Source organism: Caballeronia sp. GAFFF2 (genome assembly GCF_023631485.1).
Taxonomy (GTDB): domain Bacteria; phylum Pseudomonadota; class Gammaproteobacteria; order Burkholderiales; family Burkholderiaceae; genus Caballeronia.
On the sequence record NZ_JALQDA010000037.1, the window covers coordinates 122,481 to 141,425 of the forward strand.

General features: G+C 62.1%; 19 protein-coding genes. 12 read left to right on the forward strand and 7 right to left on the reverse strand.

Annotated features, from left to right (window positions below; genetic code table 11):
* Nucleotides 1–103: 103 nt before the first annotated feature.
* The 4 genes from NCT04_RS30525 to NCT04_RS30540 form a co-directional block, all read right to left on the reverse strand.
* Entirely contained in the window at nt 104–1,123 is a 1,020-nt protein-coding gene (locus tag NCT04_RS30525; protein WP_250469612.1) for an alcohol dehydrogenase, read from the reverse strand.
* 136 nt (nt 1,124–1,259) lie between these two features.
* Nucleotides 1,260–1,874, reverse strand: coding sequence for a 3-isopropylmalate dehydratase small subunit (gene leuD / locus NCT04_RS30530; protein ID WP_250469613.1), 615 nt, complete (start codon nt 1,872–1,874; stop codon nt 1,260–1,262).
* Nucleotides 1,871–3,289 carry a 3-isopropylmalate dehydratase large subunit gene (gene leuC / locus NCT04_RS30535; RefSeq protein ID WP_250469614.1) on the reverse strand — a complete coding sequence of 473 codons (1,419 nt, stop codon included), beginning with the start codon at nt 3,287–3,289 and terminating at the stop codon, nt 1,871–1,873. Before leuC ends, leuD begins: the two co-directional genes overlap by 4 nt.
* Before the next feature lie 4 nt (nt 3,290–3,293).
* Nucleotides 3,294–4,172, reverse strand: coding sequence for an alpha/beta fold hydrolase (locus NCT04_RS30540; RefSeq protein WP_250469615.1), 879 nt, complete (start codon nt 4,170–4,172; stop codon nt 3,294–3,296).
* 116 nt (nt 4,173–4,288) lie between these two features.
* Between NCT04_RS30540 and NCT04_RS30545 the strand changes: the two genes are divergently transcribed.
* From NCT04_RS30545 to NCT04_RS30555, 3 genes are all read left to right on the forward strand, one after another.
* Nucleotides 4,289–5,179: a LysR family transcriptional regulator gene (locus tag NCT04_RS30545; RefSeq protein WP_244831649.1), complete on the forward strand. Its 891-nt coding sequence runs from the start codon at nt 4,289–4,291 to the stop codon at nt 5,177–5,179.
* Nucleotides 5,180–5,441: 262 nt separating this feature from the next.
* Nucleotides 5,442–5,813 (forward strand): YciI family protein, encoded by a 372-nt coding sequence (locus NCT04_RS30550; RefSeq protein WP_244831651.1) that lies wholly within the window; start codon nt 5,442–5,444, stop codon nt 5,811–5,813.
* Between the two features lie 316 nt (nt 5,814–6,129).
* On the forward strand, nt 6,130–7,611 hold the full coding sequence (locus NCT04_RS30555; RefSeq protein WP_284509472.1) for an FAD-dependent monooxygenase: 1,482 nt from the start codon (nt 6,130–6,132) through the stop codon (nt 7,609–7,611).
* 231 nt (nt 7,612–7,842) lie between these two features.
* Here NCT04_RS30555 and NCT04_RS30560 read toward each other — a convergent pair whose 3' ends face one another.
* From NCT04_RS30560 to NCT04_RS30570, 3 genes are all read right to left on the reverse strand, one after another.
* Nucleotides 7,843–8,172: a YciI family protein gene (locus NCT04_RS30560; protein ID WP_244831655.1), complete on the reverse strand. Its 330-nt coding sequence runs from the start codon at nt 8,170–8,172 to the stop codon at nt 7,843–7,845.
* A gap of 261 nt (nt 8,173–8,433) precedes the next feature.
* On the reverse strand, nt 8,434–9,321 hold the full coding sequence (locus NCT04_RS30565) for a LysR family transcriptional regulator (protein ID WP_250469617.1): 888 nt from the start codon (nt 9,319–9,321) through the stop codon (nt 8,434–8,436).
* A gap of 97 nt (nt 9,322–9,418) precedes the next feature.
* Nucleotides 9,419–10,168: an SDR family NAD(P)-dependent oxidoreductase gene (locus NCT04_RS30570; RefSeq protein WP_250469618.1), complete on the reverse strand. Its 750-nt coding sequence runs from the start codon at nt 10,166–10,168 to the stop codon at nt 9,419–9,421.
* Nucleotides 10,169–10,402: 234 nt separating this feature from the next.
* Here NCT04_RS30570 and NCT04_RS30575 point away from each other — a divergent pair, with 234 nt between their 5' ends.
* The 9 genes from NCT04_RS30575 (at nt 10,403) to NCT04_RS30615 (ending at nt 18,926) form a co-directional block, all read left to right on the forward strand.
* Entirely contained in the window at nt 10,403–10,723 is a 321-nt protein-coding gene (locus NCT04_RS30575) for a hypothetical protein (protein ID WP_250469619.1), read from the forward strand.
* Nucleotides 10,724–10,761: 38 nt separating this feature from the next.
* Nucleotides 10,762–11,292, forward strand: a complete 531-nt coding sequence (locus NCT04_RS30580) for a DUF1003 domain-containing protein (RefSeq protein ID WP_250469620.1) — start codon at nt 10,762–10,764, stop codon at nt 11,290–11,292.
* Between the two features lie 133 nt (nt 11,293–11,425).
* Nucleotides 11,426–12,280 (forward strand): ABC transporter ATP-binding protein, encoded by an 855-nt coding sequence (locus NCT04_RS30585; RefSeq protein WP_250469621.1) that lies wholly within the window; start codon nt 11,426–11,428, stop codon nt 12,278–12,280.
* Nucleotides 12,273–13,085 carry an ABC transporter permease gene (locus NCT04_RS30590; protein ID WP_250469622.1) on the forward strand — a complete coding sequence of 271 codons (813 nt, stop codon included), beginning with the start codon at nt 12,273–12,275 and terminating at the stop codon, nt 13,083–13,085. Before NCT04_RS30585 ends, NCT04_RS30590 begins: the two co-directional genes overlap by 8 nt.
* Nucleotides 13,082–14,062, forward strand: a complete 981-nt coding sequence (locus NCT04_RS30595; RefSeq protein ID WP_244831667.1) for an ABC transporter substrate-binding protein — start codon at nt 13,082–13,084, stop codon at nt 14,060–14,062. The genes NCT04_RS30590 and NCT04_RS30595 overlap by 4 nt, the downstream gene beginning before the upstream one ends.
* A gap of 3 nt (nt 14,063–14,065) precedes the next feature.
* A complete protein-coding gene (locus tag NCT04_RS30600) occupies nt 14,066–15,376 on the forward strand; it encodes an amidase (RefSeq protein ID WP_250469623.1) in 1,311 nt (436 codons plus the stop codon).
* 23 nt (nt 15,377–15,399) lie between these two features.
* Nucleotides 15,400–16,062 carry a GntR family transcriptional regulator gene (locus NCT04_RS30605; RefSeq protein ID WP_250469624.1) on the forward strand — a complete coding sequence of 221 codons (663 nt, stop codon included), beginning with the start codon at nt 15,400–15,402 and terminating at the stop codon, nt 16,060–16,062.
* Nucleotides 16,063–16,068: 6 nt separating this feature from the next.
* Entirely contained in the window at nt 16,069–17,553 is a 1,485-nt protein-coding gene (locus tag NCT04_RS30610) for an amidase (RefSeq protein WP_250469625.1), read from the forward strand.
* A 71-nt stretch (nt 17,554–17,624) separates the two neighbouring features.
* Entirely contained in the window at nt 17,625–18,926 is a 1,302-nt protein-coding gene (locus NCT04_RS30615) for an aspartate aminotransferase family protein (RefSeq protein ID WP_250469626.1), read from the forward strand.
* Nucleotides 18,927–18,945 lie beyond the last annotated feature (19 nt).

Genomic DNA, 18,945 nt, shown 5'->3' on the forward strand with positions numbered 1-18,945 from the left:
GACCGCATGAACACTACGATAGCGACGTGCTACATGTCGCCCAATGGTTCGGGCGACATTGACTCTATGTTCGTTGGTCAATGAAACGATGCTTCGGCGGAGGTCACTTGCCAGGAATGAGCACTACTCTGAAACGCGCCTTGCCGCTCATCATGCGGTCGTAGGCTTCGGCCGCGCGCGAGAGCGGGTACTCTTCGGTCATCGGCTTCACGCCCGACAAAGCGCTGAACGCGAGCGTTTCTTGCGAGTCCGCCGCCGTGCCGGACGGCCAGCCTTGCACCGAGTTGCGACCCATGATGAACTGCGCGACGGGCACTTCCACGGGCTCTTGCGAGATGCCGACCATGATCAGCTTGCCGTTGATGCCGAGCCCGCCGATAGCCGCGCTCATCGCCTTGCCGCTCGTGGCGGTGGCGAGAATTACGCGTGCGCCGCCGAGTGCTTGCAGCGTTTCGCCGACGTTTTGCGATTCGCTGTCGATATAGTGATGCGCGCCGAGTTGCTTCGCGAGCGGTTCCTTGTCCTTGCCGCGCGCGATGGCGACCGTGACGAAGCCCATCTTGCGCGCGAACTGCACGCCGAGATGCCCGAGTCCGCCGATGCCGAGGATCGCCGCGACATCGCCCGCGCGGGTGCCGCTATTGCGCAGCGCGTTGAACGTCGTGATGCCGGCGCAGAGAAGCGGCGCGGCGTCGATATCGGAGAGATCGTCGGGCATGCGCGCGAGTGCTTCCTGCGGCGCCACCATGTATTCCGCGTAACCGCCGTCGTAGCTGATACCGGGAACGAGCGCGTTCTTGCAAAGCACGAAGTCGCCGTGACGGCAATTTTCGCAATGCCCGCAATGCCCGCCATGCCAACCGACGCCGACCCGCTGCCCGGCCTGCCATCCCTCGACGTTCGCACCGAGTTTCTCGATGACGCCTGCAATTTCGTGACCGGGTACGCGCGGAAACTCGAGACCCGGCCATTGGCCTTCTTTCGTGAGGGAATCGCTGTGGCAGATGCCACAGGCTTGCACTTTGATGAGCACGTGTCCTTCGGGCGGATCGGGTATTTCGCGCTCCACGAGTTCGAGCGGACCGCCGGCTTTCGCTACTTGCACTGCGTGCATCGTTGGCATCGTTTGCTCCTTGGTGTGGGAGGAACTTCGCGGCGTTGGGCGAGCCGCGTGCATGCTGTTCGGCACTGCAATGGGGATGCTATACGTAGTTGGGGGAAAGTTCAGGAAAGAGGTTGCTAAAGCGCGCTTCATGAATTCACATCACCCGCGCCCATCTCCGTCGTTCAAAATGCACCGTCTCGAACGCTTCGATCTGCGCCAGCGACTGAAGCGTCAAATCGACCGTATCCATTCCCTCCATCACCATGCGTTTATGACGCGCGCCGATGGAATACGCATATGGCTTACCCGATGCCGACACCACCGTCTGCCCTTCCAGATCGATGGAAATAACAGCACCCGGCGTCTCGGTCACTTCACGCGCAAGCATATCGACGACATCGCGTTCCAGTTGCACGAGCAGCAAGCGGTTATTCATCGCGTTCGAATAGAAAATCTCCGCGAAACTCGGCGCAATCACCGCAGCAAAACCATATTGCTGCAAACCCCACACCGCATGCTCCCGGCTGGAACCACATCCGAAATTCGCGCCGCCAATCAGAATGCGCGCCTTTGCAAACTCCGCCCGATTGAGCACGCAATCCCCACGCGGCGCGCCGTTTTCATCGAAACGCAAGTCGTACAGCAAACCATCCGCTAGACCCGCCTTGTCGATAATGCGCAGAAACTGCTTCGGCATGATCTGGTCGGTATCCAGGTTGTCGATGGACAACGGCGCCGCGCTGCCTGCAATCTTCGTCAGTCGCGTCATGATGCCTCTCCCATGAGCGTTCGAACGTCGGTGATACAGCCGGTCATCGCGGCCGCGGCCGCCATTGCCGGGCTCATCAGATGCGTGCGGCCGCCACGTCCCTGTCGACCTTCGAAGTTGCGGTTGGTGGTCGATGCGCAACGCTCGCCCGCGTCCAGCACATCGTCGTTCATGGCAAGGCACATCGAGCAGCCAGGCTCGCGCCATTCGAAACCCGCATCGATCAGCGTCTTCGCCAGACCTTCGCGCTCCGCCGCGCGTCGCACGCTGCCCGAACCCGGCACGATCATCGCGCGCACGCCGGGCGCCACGCGCTTGCCGCGCACGATGTCCGCCACCACGCGCAGGTCTTCGATACGCCCATTCGTGCACGAGCCGATAAACACACGGTCGATCCGCGTTCCCGCCAACGAACAGTTCGCCGTGAGTCCCATGTAATCGAGCGCACGTCGCAACGATGCCGCCGCTTCGGGGGTGGCCTGCGCGGCTTCGTCGGGAATGGGCTCGTCTATCGCGACGGCCTGATCCGGACTCGTGCCCCATGTGACAAAAGGTGCGATGGCATGCGCGTCGAAGCGATATTCGGCATCGAAGGTCGCATCTGCGTCGGAGTAGAGTTCGCGCCAGTCCGCGAGTGCGGCTTGCCAGGCGGCCTCATCGAGTGATTTTGCATGGGCGCGCACATAGTTGAACGTGGTCCGATCCGGCGCGATGAGCGCGGCGCGCGCGCCCGCCTCGACGGTCATGTTGCACAAGGTCATGCGCGCCTCGGCCGACAGCGACGCAATGGTCGAACCACCGAACTCGACAGCATAGCCACGCGCGCCTTGTGCGCCGATCTGGCTGATGATCCAGATCACCACGTCCTTGGACGACGTGCCGTAAGGCAGCGCGCCATCGATATCGATGCGCATGGTTTTCGCCAGCCGATAGACGAGCGCCTGCGTGGCGAGCACATGCTCCACTTCCGATGTGCCAATTCCAAAGCCCAACGCGCCAAGCGCGCCGTATGTCGTGGTGTGACTGTCACCGCACAACACGACCATGCCCGGACGAATGAGCCCGAGTTCCGGCGCCACGATGTGTTCGATACCCTGCAAGGGATCATTGGCCGCGAGAAGCCGGATGCCCGCGCGCTCGCAATTGCGCGCGAGATTTTGCGCCTGCAGATACGACGCCTCATCGCGAATCACGCGCGGCGACTCGGCGTGCGTCGGAATGATGTGGCTCACGACCGCAAGCTGCTGATGCGGGCGTCGCACCGCGCGGCCACGCGCATCGAGCGCGCTGAACGCTTGTGGACTGGTGTACTCGTTCATCAAATGCAGATCGACATAGAGCAGCACGTTCTGTTCGTCGATACGCGAGACGAGGTGAGATTCGACGAGCTTCTGGTACAGGGTTCGGTTCGACATGGCGTTAGTTGGTCAGAAAGGGCAGGACGTGCTCGAGCAAGATCGCCGGCGCTTCCTCGGGAATGTAGTGGCCGCAAGGCAGCGCCTCGCCCTCGACTTCCGGCGCGTAAGCACGCCATTCGCGCAGCGGATCGAAGCATTGTTCGATGACGCCCTCCTCACCCCACAGCGCCATGAATGGGCATTCAATTCGCTCGTTCGAAGCCAGCGTCGCGCGATCATGTTCGAGGTCGATGCTCACGCTCGCGCGATAGTCCTCGCAAATGCCATGCGCCGTGGCGGGATCGGACAAGCAGCGCAGATACTCGGCGTAAGCCTCTGCCGTGAACGGCGCGAGACCCGCGCTGCGCGCGCCGATGGTCTGCCTGAGATACAGGTCCGGGTCCGCGCGAATGAGCGTTTCCGGAAATGGCGCGGGCCGCACGAGCATGAACCAGTGCCAGTAGGCACGCGCGAAATCGAACGAGGTCTGCTCGTACATGGCGAGCGTCGGCGCCACGTCGAGCGTGACCAGACGCGTCACGACAGCCGGATGATCCAGCGCCATGCGAGCCGCGACACGCCCGCCACGGTCATGTCCGATGACCGCGAACGACGCATGGCCCAATGCGCGCATCAGCCCGACCTGATCGAGCGCCATGCGGCGCTTCGAATAATTCGAGTGACCGGGCGCGCCTGCGGGTTTGTCGCTGTCGCCATAGCCGCGCAAGTCGGCGGCGATCACCGTGAAATGCTCGGCGAGTGCCGGCGCCACTTCGTGCCAAATCGCGTGCGTCTGCGGATGCCCGTGCAGTAGCAGCAACGCGGGGCCTTGGCCGCCCTTGATCGCGTGAATCCTGATGCCATCGACGGAAATCGATAGCTCATCGAAGCCTTCGAACATGGTTGTCTCCCAACGTTGATTCGAGTCTAATTGATGCCTTAAGAGATTGGGTTTCCGCAAAAGCATTTCGGTCGTAACCGGCAGGAACGAATCAGGCAGATTTGGAGCGACGCGAGATGGATGGCTTTTCTGACCTCAACCTGTTTGCGCTTGTGGCGCGGCATCGCAATCTGGCTGCGGCGGCGCGCGAGTTGGGTGTGACGCCGCCAGCCGTGAGCAAGCGGCTCGCGCAACTGGAGCGGCGTCTGGGCGTGCGCCTGATGAATCGCACGACGCGGCGTCTGAGCCTCACGCCCGAGGGCGAGTTGTACCTGTCGAACGGCTCGCGCATTCTCGATGAGCTCTCGGAACTCGAACAGCTCGTCACGCAAAGTCGCGGCGAACCGACTGGTCTTCTGCGTGTGAACGCGTCGTTCGGATTCGGGCGGGCGCGTATAGCGCCTGCGGTGTCGGAGTTCATTGCGCGCTATCCGGCGATGAAGATCGTCCTGCATCTGACGGACCGTCCGGTGAGTCTTCAGGAAGAAGGTTTCGATGTCGGCATCCGCTTCGGCGAAGTGCCGGACGCGCGCATCAACGCGCGTCTGCTGCTGGCGAATCGGCGCATCTTGTGTGCATCGCCGGCTTACGTCGCGCGGCATGGCCGACCATCGGCGCCGCATGATCTCGCGCGTCACGCGTGCATCGTGTTGCGCGAAAACGAGTCGGCTTACGGCACGTGGCATTTCTCGCGCGGCAAGCGCACGGAGACGGTCAAGGTCGATGGCTCGTTATCGAGCAACGACGGCAGCGCGGTGTTGCAGTGGGCGCTGGACGGTCGCGGCATCGCGACGCGCTCGCAATGGGAGATAGACGAACATCTCGCGCGCGGTGAGCTCGTTTCCTTGCTCGATGAATGGGCTTTGCCGGACGCGAACATTCACGCCATTTATCTCGAACGCAATCAGCTTTCGGTCAAGCTCAGGACGTTCGTGGAATTTTTGGGGGAGTATTTGCGCGGGGCGTGATAGTCGTTTGAGCTTACCGTAGCGGCACATCTTCCGGCCAAATGATTTAGAGCGGCTTGGAATTTGGGTCCCGAATTCGTATCGGCCCGCTGGCCAGGGCCGGTTGCCCCGTCATTCGATCGATGCGAACCTTGGCTTTGTTGACCGCATCTGAACTTGCTCATCGGTGAAGCGGGTTTGATTGAGCGCAATTGGCACACCGCCGTTGTCGATTTCCGCTCAACAAATTCGTCGTCAGTGAACCTCATCAAAAGGATTTGCCATGAAATACCTCGGCCTCGCCTACTTCACCCCCGAAAAGTTCGCCGCGATGACACCGGACGAAATCAAGGCGCTAGTGAGTCAATGCCCGGCATTGGACGAGAAGATGCGTGCCACCGGCAAGGTCGTGGTTTCCGCCTCACTCGGCGATCTGGAAAACTGGAAGACGCTTCGCCCACTTGGTGGCACGACACGCGTTACCGACGGGCCTTACACCGAAGCGAAGGAAGTCGTGGGCGGCATGTTCATCATCGAGGCAGATAGTCCTGACGAGGCGGTGCGCATCGCGTCCATGCATCCGGCCGCGACATTGGGCGAAGAAGGCGGATGGGCCGTCGAGCTTATTCCCCTGGATTTTTATCTGGCACCATGAGTTGAACTGCTGCGCGGCGCTATTTCTCCGCAATGCCGTGACCCTTACCGCAGACAATGACCGGAAAAAACGTTTTCCCTATAGGTCAAACTTTCGTTCATCTTCAGGTTTTCTCGAGGCTGCCGTAAGCGTTGCAATGACTGCTCTTTCGTCACCGCACTCTTGGTCTAAGCGCGCGGAGCCTGCCGTTGCTCCCTGACCGATAGCGGACGACCGACAAAGCGCGGACATGGACGTCATGCTCGTACTCGCGCCACGGCGCCTACCCTGAAGACTCCGACTGAATCGCTCAATTCTTTGCTTTGAGAGGACGTATATGACTGCTTCCGTTCTGATCGTTGGCGCCGGTCCAGTCGGCATGACGCTCGCCTCCGAACTCGCCCGCTACGGTGTCCACGCGCGCATCGTAGACAAGGCGCCGCACCGTACCGATAAATCCAAAGCCATGGTGCTTTGGAGCAGGACGCTCGAATTGCTCGACCGGGGCGAAGGCGGCGCCGCGCCGTTCGTGAACGCAGGATTTAAGATCGACGGCGTCGTCTTCATGGCGCAGGACGAGGTGGTCGGTCGGGTTGCAATGGACACGATCCCCAGCACGCACAACTATGCGCTGGCACTGCCGCAATCCGAGACCGAGCGTTTGCTGGAGGAGCGTCTGGCGAGCCAAGGCGTATCTATCGAGCGCGGCGTCGAAGTAACGATGATCACGCCCGATGCCTCTGGCGCGGATGCGGTGTTGCGCCATCCGGACGGCCGCGAAGAGGCCGTGCGTGCTGACTGGCTGCTTGGTTGCGATGGCGCGCACAGCATCGTAAGACACGCCTTGAACGTGCCTTTCGAGGGGGAAACGCTGCTGAGCGATTGGTTCCTTGCTGACGTTCACATGACGGGGTATCCGCGCCCTGACACGGACGCTTCTGTCCACTGGCATAAGGATGGCGTCTTGCTGATTTTTCCCATCCAGGCTGGCCGTTACCGCGTCATCGGCGACTTGCCGGCGACGGCGGATAAGGTTTCACCGACGCCAACGCTCGCACAGGTGCAGCAGCTCGTAGACCGGCGCGGCCCGGCCGGTACCAAACTCCACGATCCCGTATGGTTGTCCGGCTTTCGCATCAACGGTCGCAAGGTGACGGGCTATCGACACGGCCACACGTTCCTTGCGGGGGACGCAGCGCATATTCACAGTCCCGCTGGCGGTCAAGGCATGAACACCGGCATGCAGGATGCGATCAACCTTGCCTGGAAACTTGCACTCGTGCTGCGCAACGAAGCGGATGAGTCGCTCCTCGACACCTACAGCCCGGAGCGCAGCGCGGTTGGCGACGAGGTACTGAAAGCCGCGGAACGACTGACATCGGTCGCCACGCTTCGCAACCCGATTGCACAGCGTTTGCGTAACCTTGCCGGGCACTTTGCCTTGGGCTTCTCGCATTTCACCCGTGGCGTTGCTCAAACCATGTCGGAAGTGACGGTCCACTATCCGCATAGCCCGCTCAACGGCCCATCCGTGCATGGGATGAAGCCTGGCGAACGCGTTGCGCCGACGTCCGACCACGCACCAGCAGGATCAGGCGTGCGGCCGGTGTTCGCGCTGTTCGCGGCGCCGACTGCGGCAGTGAAGCAGTTGATCAACGCCTATCCGGGCCTGCTCGACGACAACGTCCGACCACCATTGCAAGCCGACACGATCTCGCTCGTGCGGCCCGATGGATATCTCGCCTGCTCGGCTAGTGAAGCAGATACGATAGCCGCGTATCTCGATCGTTTGACGGCACGGCATGGCGTTCCTGCCTGATCCATTCGTCGCTTGATCGGGGGAGAAGCATTCTCCAGCATTGAACGGCTTGCCGCGAGTGGTGGCGGCAAGCTGGCTGCATGTTGCTTGACAGCCGTTCGCTGAACACTGCACGAAAACGCCGGCTTCTCGCAAAGGCTGCGAATCAGTCATTCACCGCCTCATACCGTGTTACTGCTCACCAAGCACGCCGAATCAACGCTCGCCCGGCAGCATCGCTAAATGCGTTGGCTAATCGTGGAACGGAACCCAGAGCATTTTTACATCGACGTTGAGCATGCCCGACTGTACTGTCGGATCATCGGTTGCTATTTTTCGGGCATCCGCAAGATCAGCAGCCTTGAAGATCGTCATGCCGCCGTCCGCCAGAACACCGGAGAGACCGCCGGCTTTCTCCATGAACGGACCGCTCATCACGGTCAGCCCTTTGTCCTGCATCTCGGCCATATAAGCCACGTGTTTCATAAAGTCCGGTTGCTCGTTGTACTTCACGCTTTGAATCCACTTCGGACCCGGCGTTTGAAACGCCACGAAATAATGAGGACCATTTTCATCGACCATTTTCTACTCCTGGGAAGGCTATTCGAAAGAGCACTTATCACTAAGACATGATGCGTTGCCGGAGCAAGTCATCGGAAAGTGCCTGAAGGGGAGGAGTTCGGCGAATGACGCCTCGACTCCGACATCTGCCTGTCGCCGTATATTCTTTCGCGGCGGCTTGAAATCAAAGATAGTCTCGCGCGGACGCTTTCGGTAGAGGGCGTGTTGGCATAGGACGTATTCAGTCTCCGAATAGCGTCGCTTGCGCTATCCACACGAGAGTTATCGAACCTTCAACCGGGGATCGGCGGCGAACAGGTCCGCTAAAAATTCGATGAAAACGCGGGTCCTGCCAGGCAACTGCCTGCTTCCGGGCCACACTGCGTTGATCGGAAAAGGCGCGGGCCGAAATGCCTTGAGAAGCGGTACGAGCCCGCCCTCCTCGACGTCCCGCGAATAAAGCCAGCCCGCGTTATGCCCAATGCCCAAGCCCGCAATTACCGCCGCTCGGACATATTCGGCGTCGTTGCTTCTTACTGGACCTTGCGGCACGTGTTCCTTCGTGCCGTCGGGGCCGGCAAACGGCCAGACTCGCGGAGACTCGCGAGACATCAGAGCAATGCATTCGTGATTGACGAGATCATCTACCGTCTTTGGCACGCCCATGCGATCGGTATAAACCGGCGAAGCGACAGTAAGGTACTCGGTGCTGCCAATTCGACGCGCAATTTGAGTCGAGTCGCTCAGCGGACCAATTCGTATTGCGACGTCGATGCCTTCTTCAATCAGATTGATATAGCGCTGCGCAACCGTGAACTCGACGCGGACGTCCGGGAACTGAGCGCAAAAGCGCGGCAGGTGCGGAACAATGCACATACGCCCAAAGGCTGGAGACAGGGCAACCCGCACCATGCCGGACGGCGACGCTTCGCCACTGCCGACGCGAGCCTCGACATCGTCCACGCTCTCGACGATCGCAACCGCACCTTCGTAGAAGCTTTGGCCAGCCTCTGTCAGGCCCAGGCCTCGCGAGCTTCGGCGCAACAGTTGCGCGCCGAGCCGTGCTTCGAGACCCGCAATCGTCTTGCTTGCCGTTGGCTGACTGATCCCGGCCGCACGCGCCGCCTTCGAGAAGTTGCCCGTGTCGGCAACACGGATGAAGAGCCGCATGACATCGATTCGATCCACTGGAACTTTCCTCCTACGAGATAAACGCGGCGGGACGAACGAGAAACGCAAGGCATCAGCACGGCTTATGGCATGCAGTTTATAGCTGGGTGATTCCTCCGTCCGCGATCAGATCGATGCCTGTGCTGTAGCTGCTTTCGTCCGAGGCGAGGAACAGCGCCGCCGCGGCGATCTCGTCAGCGCGGCCGATTCGGCCCAGTGGCGTGATCTGCTTGAACATTGCTCGTGCGCCGTCCGCCTCTTCCTTCGAACTGAACAGGCCGTCTACGATCGGCGTTTCGATCATTCCCGGACTCAGCGTGTTGACGCGAATGCCGCGGCCTTTGAATTCCGATGCCCAAGTCCGCGTGAACGAGCGGATCGCCGCCTTCGTTGCGGCATATACGCCGAAGTCCGGGAATCCCTTGATGTGCATCCCGGAAGAAACGATGACGATGGAGCTGTTATCGCGCAGCAGCGGCAGCGCCTTTTGCACCGTGAAGAACGTGCCCCGTGCGTTGATGCCGAAGGTCTTGTCGAAGTGTTCGGGTGTCACGGACTCTGTTGGCAACACCTCGACAAACCCCGCACTCGCGACGACGATGTCCAAGCCGCCTTTCGCGCGTCGCACCGTCTCGTAGAGGCGGTCGAGATCTTCAAGACTCGAGATGTCGCCCTGAACAGCCGTTACGTTCGAGCCGATGACAGTCTTCGCCTTGTCGAGTTCAGTTTGACGACGCCCCGTAATGAAGACATACGCGCCTTCCGCGACGAACCGCTTTGCGGTTGCGAGTCCAATCCCGCTACTTCCGCCCGTGATGACCGCAATCTTGCCTTGAAGCTTACCCATGATGATTCTCCGCATGACGTGGATGGTGCTCGACGCGAAGCTAGCTTCGCGACAAGCCGAGGCAAGAGAATGGAGTTGGCGGGCATGGATGAACAGAGGGCGCGGCGGCATAGCATGTATGCCGCGCATGCATGAGGTTCAGGAAGACTCGAAGGACGGCAAGGGCCTATGTTTTGAGTTGGACGAATCTCGACGGTTTCCGCCCGCGCATCGGGGCCGATCGAACACGAGCGCGTGGAAAACAGCCGACCGCCGCTCACAAAAGCCTCCAACGCGCGACCACCGTGCGAATCGGCAACGACCGTGCGCCTTACGGAAATCGCCGCCTTCGAAAGCCCTAAGCTCCATTCAACCCAACCGCACGCCGGCGCGCCAGTGCGTCACTCGAAACCATTGGAAACCGTCATGCGGATCGTCCGACTCGCCTTGAAAAGACCGCACACTTACATCGTGCTCGCCGTGCTGCTTGTCATTCTCGGCTCGGTCGCGATCGTCCGTACGCCGACGGATATTTTCCCCATCGTCAGCATCGGCTGGTCGGATAACGGCAGTTGATACGGCAAGCGCCTGCACCAACCCATCGGCAAGGAAACATGGCTCACGCAACCGAACCCGCGCCCGAGGAAGCAAGGCATCCTCTGCGCTTTCACGCACCCCACGCGCATCTGTCGAGCGTGTTCGGCAACGACTGGTTCGCATTGAAGGCCGAAGCCTTCGCGCGCTTCTTCGGCACGCCCACGTTTCTCATCGCGCAGACGCTGATCGTGGGCGGCTGGATCATGGCGAACATGCTCGGCATATCGCGCTTCGATCCGTATCCGTTCATTCTCCTGAACCTCGCGTTCAGCTTGCAGGCCGCTTATGCCGCGCCGCTCATCTTGCTTGCGCAAACGCGTCAGGCCGATCGCGACAAGGCGCTCGCTGAAGCCGACGCGCATCATCGCGAAGATATCGCGCTCGCGTGCCAGCAACGTGAAACCGAGCTTGCGCGCGAGACGTCGCAGATGGCCGAACTCCTTCGACGCAACACCGAACTCACCGAGCTTACGCGCCAGTTGGCCGAGCGCATCGAAACCTTGACGCGCGAGCTTCACGAGCATCTGACACCAACCCGACACTTCTGAAGCAATCCGATTCCCGCGCGTTCGTCTGCCTGCTTTTCACACACTCGTCAATTTTGACAAACCCCTACCGTCATTTTTGATTGTGCATTATGTGTTGTGCATCGCAATAACCGACGACTCGCGAGGATTGAAGATGAACCCCACCGAAGCACCCGCGCGTGCGGCGTCGCCCGACGCGAACCGGCTGCACGTGCGCCAGTTGAGTCACGCATTCCAGACCGCCGACGGCGTGAGTACCACCATCTTCGACCGCCTGGACTTCGCCGTGCGCGAAGGCGAGATCGTGTCCATCGTCGGGCGCAGCGGCGCGGGCAAGAGCACGCTCTTCAACCTGGTTTCCGGCCTGCTGACGCCGCAATCCGGCCACATAGCGATAGGCGCGCGCACCGACGGCTCGCCCGGACGCATCGCTTATATGCTGCAAAAAGACCTGATGATGCCGTGGCGCACCGTGCTGCAAAACGCGCTGCTCGGCGTCGAACTGTATCGCAAGGTGCGGCCCGACGACGTGACTCGCGCTCGCGACATGCTCGCGCGCTACGGTCTCGCAAGCGTCGCCGACGCATATCCGCATTCGCTGTCGGGCGGCATGCGTCAACGCGTGGCGCTCACTCGCACGCTGCTCGTCGAGCCGACGCTCGTATTGCTCGACGAGCCCTTCTCCGCGCTCGACTACGAGACGCGCCTCGCGCTCGAAGACGACATCATCGCGCTGCGCGAGCAGACCGGCACGAGCGTGGTGCTCGTCACGCACGACATCGAGGAAGCCATTGCCATGAGCGACCGCGTGATCCTGCTCGGCGGGCGCCCCGCACGCGTGCAGGACGAAATCGACATCACGCTGAGCACGCACGGCCCGCGCACCGCCGTCTCCGCGCGCGAAGCGCCCGAGTTCCGCGCCTATCACGCGCGCGTCTGGAACGGCTTGCGCAGCGGCGCCACCGTGCAATCCGACTCACGTACACCACAAGGAGCCGCACATGAGTGAAGCCGTGCTGTCCACCACCGTCACGCCCGGAAAGACCACGCGCCGCGCGCCGCGCAAGCTCGGCACGACTGGCGCCGTGATCGGCATCGTCGTGTTGCTGGTGGCGTTGTGGCAATTCGCCGTCGCCTCGGGCTGGATCAACGGCAAGCTGCTCGGCTCACCCGCCGGCATCTACGACGCCGCCGTGTTCGGGCTGTCGCAAGGCACGCTCGCATCCGATACCTGGGTCACGCTCTACGAGACGCTCGCGGGTCTTGCCATAGGCAGTGCGCTTGGCATCGGGCTCGGTTTGCTGCTGTGGTTCCTGCCCGCGATCTCAGGCGTCGCCGAAGGCCTCTCGGTCATCCTCAACAGCGTTCCGAAGATCGCGCTCGGGCCGCTCATCGTCATCTGGTTCGGCTCGGACGCGTCGTCGAAAATCTGGCTCGCGGCGATCTCCACTTTCGCCGTCGCGATGATCTCTTCATGCGCCGCCGCGCGCGAAGTCGATCGCGATTTGCTCAACCTCTTCCGCTCGTTCAAGGCGCGGCGCTCGATGATCTTCATGAAGCTCATCGTGCCGAGCGCGTTGCCGTGGATCTTCTCGACACTGCGCGTGAACATCGGCTTCGCGCTGATCGGCGCCGTGGTCGGCGAGTACATCGCGTCGCAGGCGGGGCTCGGGCACGCCGTGTTCGTCGCGGGCTCGCTCTTCGATCTGAACACCGTCTGGCTCGGCATCATCGTGCTGACCTTGATGGCATCGGTCCTTAGCTGGATCGTTCAATTTGCTGAAGCAAAGATCATTTCATGGAAGAGAAAATGAAGAAAAACGTTCTGCTCACGGGTGTCGCGGCTGCCTGCATGGCCGTCTTTGGATTGCAAGGCGCGCAGGCGCAATCGTCCGAACCGGTCGTCGTCTATCAGGCGTTCCAGTCGATTCAATACTTGCCGCTCTATGTCGCCATTGACAAGGGCATCTTCACGAAGAACGGCCTCACCGTGCAGAAAATCACGGCGGGTAGCGGTGCAGCGGGCGTGGCGGCGGTGATCGGCGGTCACGCGGACTTCTCGTTGCAAGACCCGATGACCGCGATGCTCGCGAACCTCAAGGGCGCGTCGCTCATCAACGTGGCCAACGTCGTGGCCGGCGTACCGGTGTGGGTGATCGCGCCGCAGGATTCGCCGGTCAGGAACCTGAAGGACTTGAACGGCAAGAGCGTCGCCACGGCCTTGCCGCCTTCTACGAGCACGTACCTGCTGCAACGGCTCATCAACGACGAAAAGCTTGCCGACGTGAAGATGAATACCGTGCAGATCGGCACCGAACTCGCGCCTGTCACGGCGGGACGTTCGGAAGCGGCCGCGCTGTACATGCCGCAAGCGGAAACCGGCATCTCGCAAGGCTATCGCATCGTGTATGCGTTTCCGAAGGCTTATCCGGGCGGCTATGCGTTCTCGACCATCGACACGCTTACGTCCACGATCAAGAACAAGCCGAAGATGGTGGAGGCCTTCGTGAAGTCGATAGGCGAAGCCGAAGCGCTGATTCAGCAATCGCACGATACGGCCAAGGCCGTGGCGCGCACGGAGTTCCCGTCGCTCGACCCGAAGATCGTGGATTCGGCGGTGCAGCGTCTGATCGATCAGAACATCTACGCACCCACGCCTGAAATATCGGAACAGGCGTTCAAGAACGCGCTTGCGTTGCAGGAATCCATCGGCAACATCAAGCCCGGCGCGATTACCTATGCGAGCGGTGTCGACAACTCGTTCGCGGCAGCTTCGGTGAAGGCCAAGTAAGCGATGACCGGTCTGCCTCGCTCTTTGCTCGCGACTCTCTTCGCGAATCGCCACGACGAAGCGGCGGTGAGCGCCACCTTGCAAGAGGCGCAGACGCGCGCCGACTTGCTCGATCCGTGGCTGCGCGCCTTCGTGCATCGTCCGGATGTCTACAGCGTGCGCGATGCCGTAACGGCCCCGCTTGCGGGCGTGCCAATCGGCGTGAAGGATCTCGCCGATACGCACGACATGCCCACGTCCTATGGATCGCCGATTTACAGCGGCCATCGGCCGGCTCATGACGCGCGCATCGTCGCTTCCATTCGCGCGCTCGGCGGCATCGTCTTCGGCAAGACCGCGACGACGGAGTTCGCCTGGCGCGGTCCCGCCGCGACGGTCAATCCGTGGAACCGCGCGCATACGCCGGGCGGTTCGTCGAGCGGCTCGGCGGCGGCGGTGGCAGCGGGCATCGTGCCACTTGCCATCGGCACGCAGACGGTCGGCTCGGTCATTCGTCCGGCTGCTTACTGCGGCGTGGTCGGCTACAAGCCCACGTATCGCAAGATCGCGACCGAAGGCGTGCATCCGCTTGCGGCTTCGCTCGATCACATCGGCTTCTTCGCGCGCTCGGCGGAAGATGTCGCGGTAGCCCATGCCCTTTTCGTCGATGCCGCGCCCGAGACCATCGCCGATAAAGCCTCCTGGCGCGCCTATTTCGATGGCGGCAACGGAGCGCCCCGGCTTGGCGTCGTACGCACGCCATTCTGGGACCAACTGATCGCGCCGCATCAACGCGCGAGCTTCGAGGCATCGCTGCAACGTCTGCGCGAAGGCGGCGCGCGTATCGTCGAACTGGACTACGGCGCGGACCTGCAACAGATGCGCGAAGCCACGCTGACGATACTCGCGATCGAAGCGCATCGCGCTATTGGCGACGCGGCCGCGCGCAAGCCCGAACTGATCAGCGAGCACATGCGCGTATTGCTTGCCGAGGGTGCCGCCATGCCGCTCACACGCTATCAGGACGCGTTGCTGTTGCAAGCCGAACTGCGCGTGCGTTCGCAGCAATTGCTCGAAGGTTGCGACGCGCTCGTGACCTTGCCATCGAGCGGCGAGGCGCCCGAAGGTCTGGGCGATACGGGCGACGCACGCTTCTGCGCGCCGTGGAGTTTGATGGGTGCGCCCGCCGTCACGGTGCCGTCCGGTTGGACCGACGCGGGCTTGCCGCTCGGCTTGCAACTCGTCGGCGGATATGGCGACGATCTGAAGCTGCTCCGCATCGCTGCATGGGTCGAAGGCATGCTCGGGTTCGAGCGGCGCGCGCTGCCCGACTGAACACACAAATCAAGGAGACGACGTTGAGCCAGCCATTTCGCACCATCGCGCAATATGTTCTCGGCACGCTGCGCGCGGAAATCTTGCAGGGTATTTATCCGCCGAACACGCGGCTTCGCCAGGAGGAAGTGGCCAAGCGGCTCAACGTCAGCACGACGCCTGTGCGCGAGGCGTTTCGCGACTTGCGCGCCGAAGGGCTCGTCGCTATCGATCCGAACAAGGGTGTCGTCACGCGTGAACTCACCGCCGCCGATGTCACCGAGATCTACGAACTGCGCATGGTGCTCGAACCGATGCTCGCCGAACGTGCCTGCGCCAACGCAAGCGAAACGAGTCTTGCCGCCGCCGAAGCCGTGCATCAGACAATGTGCGCGACGACCTCTTCCGAGACCTGGGCCATTCTCAACGAAGAGTTCCATCAGCATCTGATGGCGAGCGAAACCGGCACGCGCCTTTTCGATCTGGTCGAAGGGTTGTCGCTCGTCGCACGGCCTTATGTGTCGCTGTCGATGTACGTCAAGGGCGATATCATGGACAGCAACAATCACGAGCATGCGGGCTTGCTGCATGCCTACCGCGCGCGCGATGGCCGCGCCGTGCACGAGCAGACACGCGCGCACCTCGAAAACACGCGCAATGCCATAGCCGCGTGCGTCGAACAATCTTTCGCCCAAGCGGCGGCCTGATCGATCATGGATGACACGCTCGCTTCTCTTTCCGCTGTCGATGCACGCAGGCTCATCGCCACTCGCGAAATCTCGCCGGTGGAATTACTCGATGCGAGCATTGCGCGTATCGAGGCCCTCAACCCTTCGGTCAATGCGATGGCCGCGACATGCTTCGAGCGCGCACGCATCGAGGCACGGCACGCGGAACACGCGCTCATGCGCGGCGAAGCGCCGGGCTTGCTGCATGGTCTGCCCATCGGCGTGAAAGACCTCGAAGAGACCGCGGGCGTGCTCACGACATATGGCTCGGCGATGTATCGCGACCACGTGCCCGAGGCCGACAACGCCATGGTCGCGCGCATTCGCGCGGCAGGCGCCATCGTCACGGCCAAGACCAATACGCCGGAAATGGGCGCGGGCGCGAACACGCGCAACGTCGTGTGGGGCGCAACCGGCAACCCCTTCGCGCCGTTGCTCAACGCGGGAGGATCGTCGGGCGGGTCGGCAGTTGCGCTTGCCACCGGCATGTTGCCGCTGTGCACGGGCTCTGACACCGGCGGCTCGTTGCGCATTCCGGCTGCGTATTGCGGCGTCGTGGGCTTTCGGCCATCGCCGGGACTCGTGCCTGGCGATCGCAAGGACCTGGGCTGGGCGCCCATCACCGTCAGTGGACCAATGGCGCGTACCGTCGCCGACACGCGTCTGTTGCTCGCCGCGCAAGCGGGCTTCGATGCGCGCGATCCGCTTTCCCACGAAGTCGATGCCGATACCTTCACGAAGCATCGTCCAATCGATGCCGCTACGTTGCGCATCGGCTTCACGGAGGACTTCGGCACCTGCGCGCTCGACGACGCCACGCGCGCCACCTTTCGCAAGAAAATGGCAGCCGTCGCGCGGCATGTCGCGGTGTGCGAGCCGGTCGATATCGACATGCGTGACAGCGACCGCTGCTTCGACGTGATCCGCGCGCAGAACTTCGTCGCGCAGTTTCGCGAAGCCTATGAGCGCGATCGGTCGCTGCTCGGCCCGAACACGCGCGCGAACTACGAAATGGGCGTGAAGATGACGCTCGCCGATGTCGTGGGCGCGCACGTCACGCAGACCCGTTTGTACCGGCGCTTTCAGGAACATGTGCAACGGTATGACGTGATCGTGTCGCCGACCACTTCCATTACGCCATTTCCATGGTCGCAATGGCATCTGGAAGCGATCAACGGCCGGCCGCTCGACACGTACTATCGCTGGCTCGGACTCACATACGTCATCTCGATGATGACCAATCCCGCGCTCTCGTTGCCTTGCGGAATGGATCACGCGGGCATGCCCTTCGGTCTGCAACTGGTCGGCGCGCTGCGTGGCGACGCGCGCGTGCTCGATATCGCCGAAGCACTCGAAACCGCGTTTGCCGGGGACGAATCGCTCGAGCGCCCGACGCCCGACTTGAGCGCCTTGCGCGCGCCGGTGCCGCAACTGAAGTCGATCGTGACGCATCCGCCTGTCATCGTCTGAAGGGAAGGTGTGGGCGATTCGCGAAGCGTCGTCTAGACTGCAGGTTCTTCCCATTCGCGAGGAGATGCACGGTGTCCCGGAATAACGACGCAACGTTTTGGCGCAACGCGAAGCAGCATCTGATCCGCTACGGCGGCACGTTCGAACCCATGATCATCGAACGTGCGAAGGGCAGCTTCGTCTACGACGCGGATGATCGTCCCATTCTCGACTTCACCTCGGGACAGATGAGCGCGGTGCTCGGCCACAGCCATCCCGAGATCGTCGCGGTCATCAGCGAATACGCCGGCAAGCTCGACCATCTCTTCAGCGGGATGCTTTCGCGGCCTGTCGTCGATCTGGCGACGCGCCTCGCCGACATCACGCCCGAAGGCCTCGACCGCGCGCTGTTGCTCAGCACGGGCGCCGAGTCGAACGAAGCAGCCATCCGCATGGCGAAGCTCGTCACCGGCGGTTATGAGGTCGTCGGCTTCGCGCAGTCGTGGCACGGCATGACCGGGCACGCGGCCGCCGCGACCTACAGCGCGGGCCGCAAGGGCGTGGGCCCGGCTGCGGTCGGCTCGTTCGCGATTCCGGCTCCGTTCACTTACCGGCCGCAGTTCGAGCGCAACGGCGCCTACGATTACCTCGCGGAACTGGACTACGCGTTCGCGCTCATCGACCGCCAGTCGAGCGGCAATCTCGCCGCGTTCATCGCGGAGCCGATCCTGAGTTCGGGCGGCATCATCGAATTGCCCGAAGGTTACATGGCAGCGCTCAAGCGCAAGTGCGAGGAGCGCGGCATGCTGCTGATTCTCGACGAAGCGCAAACGGGCATCGGCCGCACGGGCAACATGTTCGCGTGCCAGCGCGACGGCGTCACGCCCGACATTCTCACCTTGTCGAAGACACTCGGCGCGGGGCTGCCGCTCGCGGCCATCGTCACGTCGGCGGCCATCGAGGAGCGCGCGCACGAACTCGGCTATCTCTTCTATACGACGCACGTGTCCGACCCGCTCCCCGCCGCCGTCGGTCTGCGCGTGCTGGACGTCGTCGAGCGCGAAGGACTCGTCGCGCGTGCGAACATCATGGGCGAAAGACTCAGGCGCGGCTTGCAAAATCTGATGGAACGCTTCGACTGTATCGGCGATGTTCGCGGACGCGGTCTTCTGCTCGGCGTGGAGATCGTCAAGGATCGCCGCACCAAGCAGCCCGACGACGGCCTCGGCGCGAAGATCACGCGCGAGTGCATGAATCTCGGCCTCAGCATGAATATCGTGCAGTTGCCGGGCATGGGCGGCGTGTTCCGCATTGCGCCGCCGCTGACCGTGCGCGAGGAAGAGATCGACCTCGGTCTCGATTTGCTCGGACAAGCCATTCAGCGCTCGCTCTGAGCGGGTCAATCTTCCAACC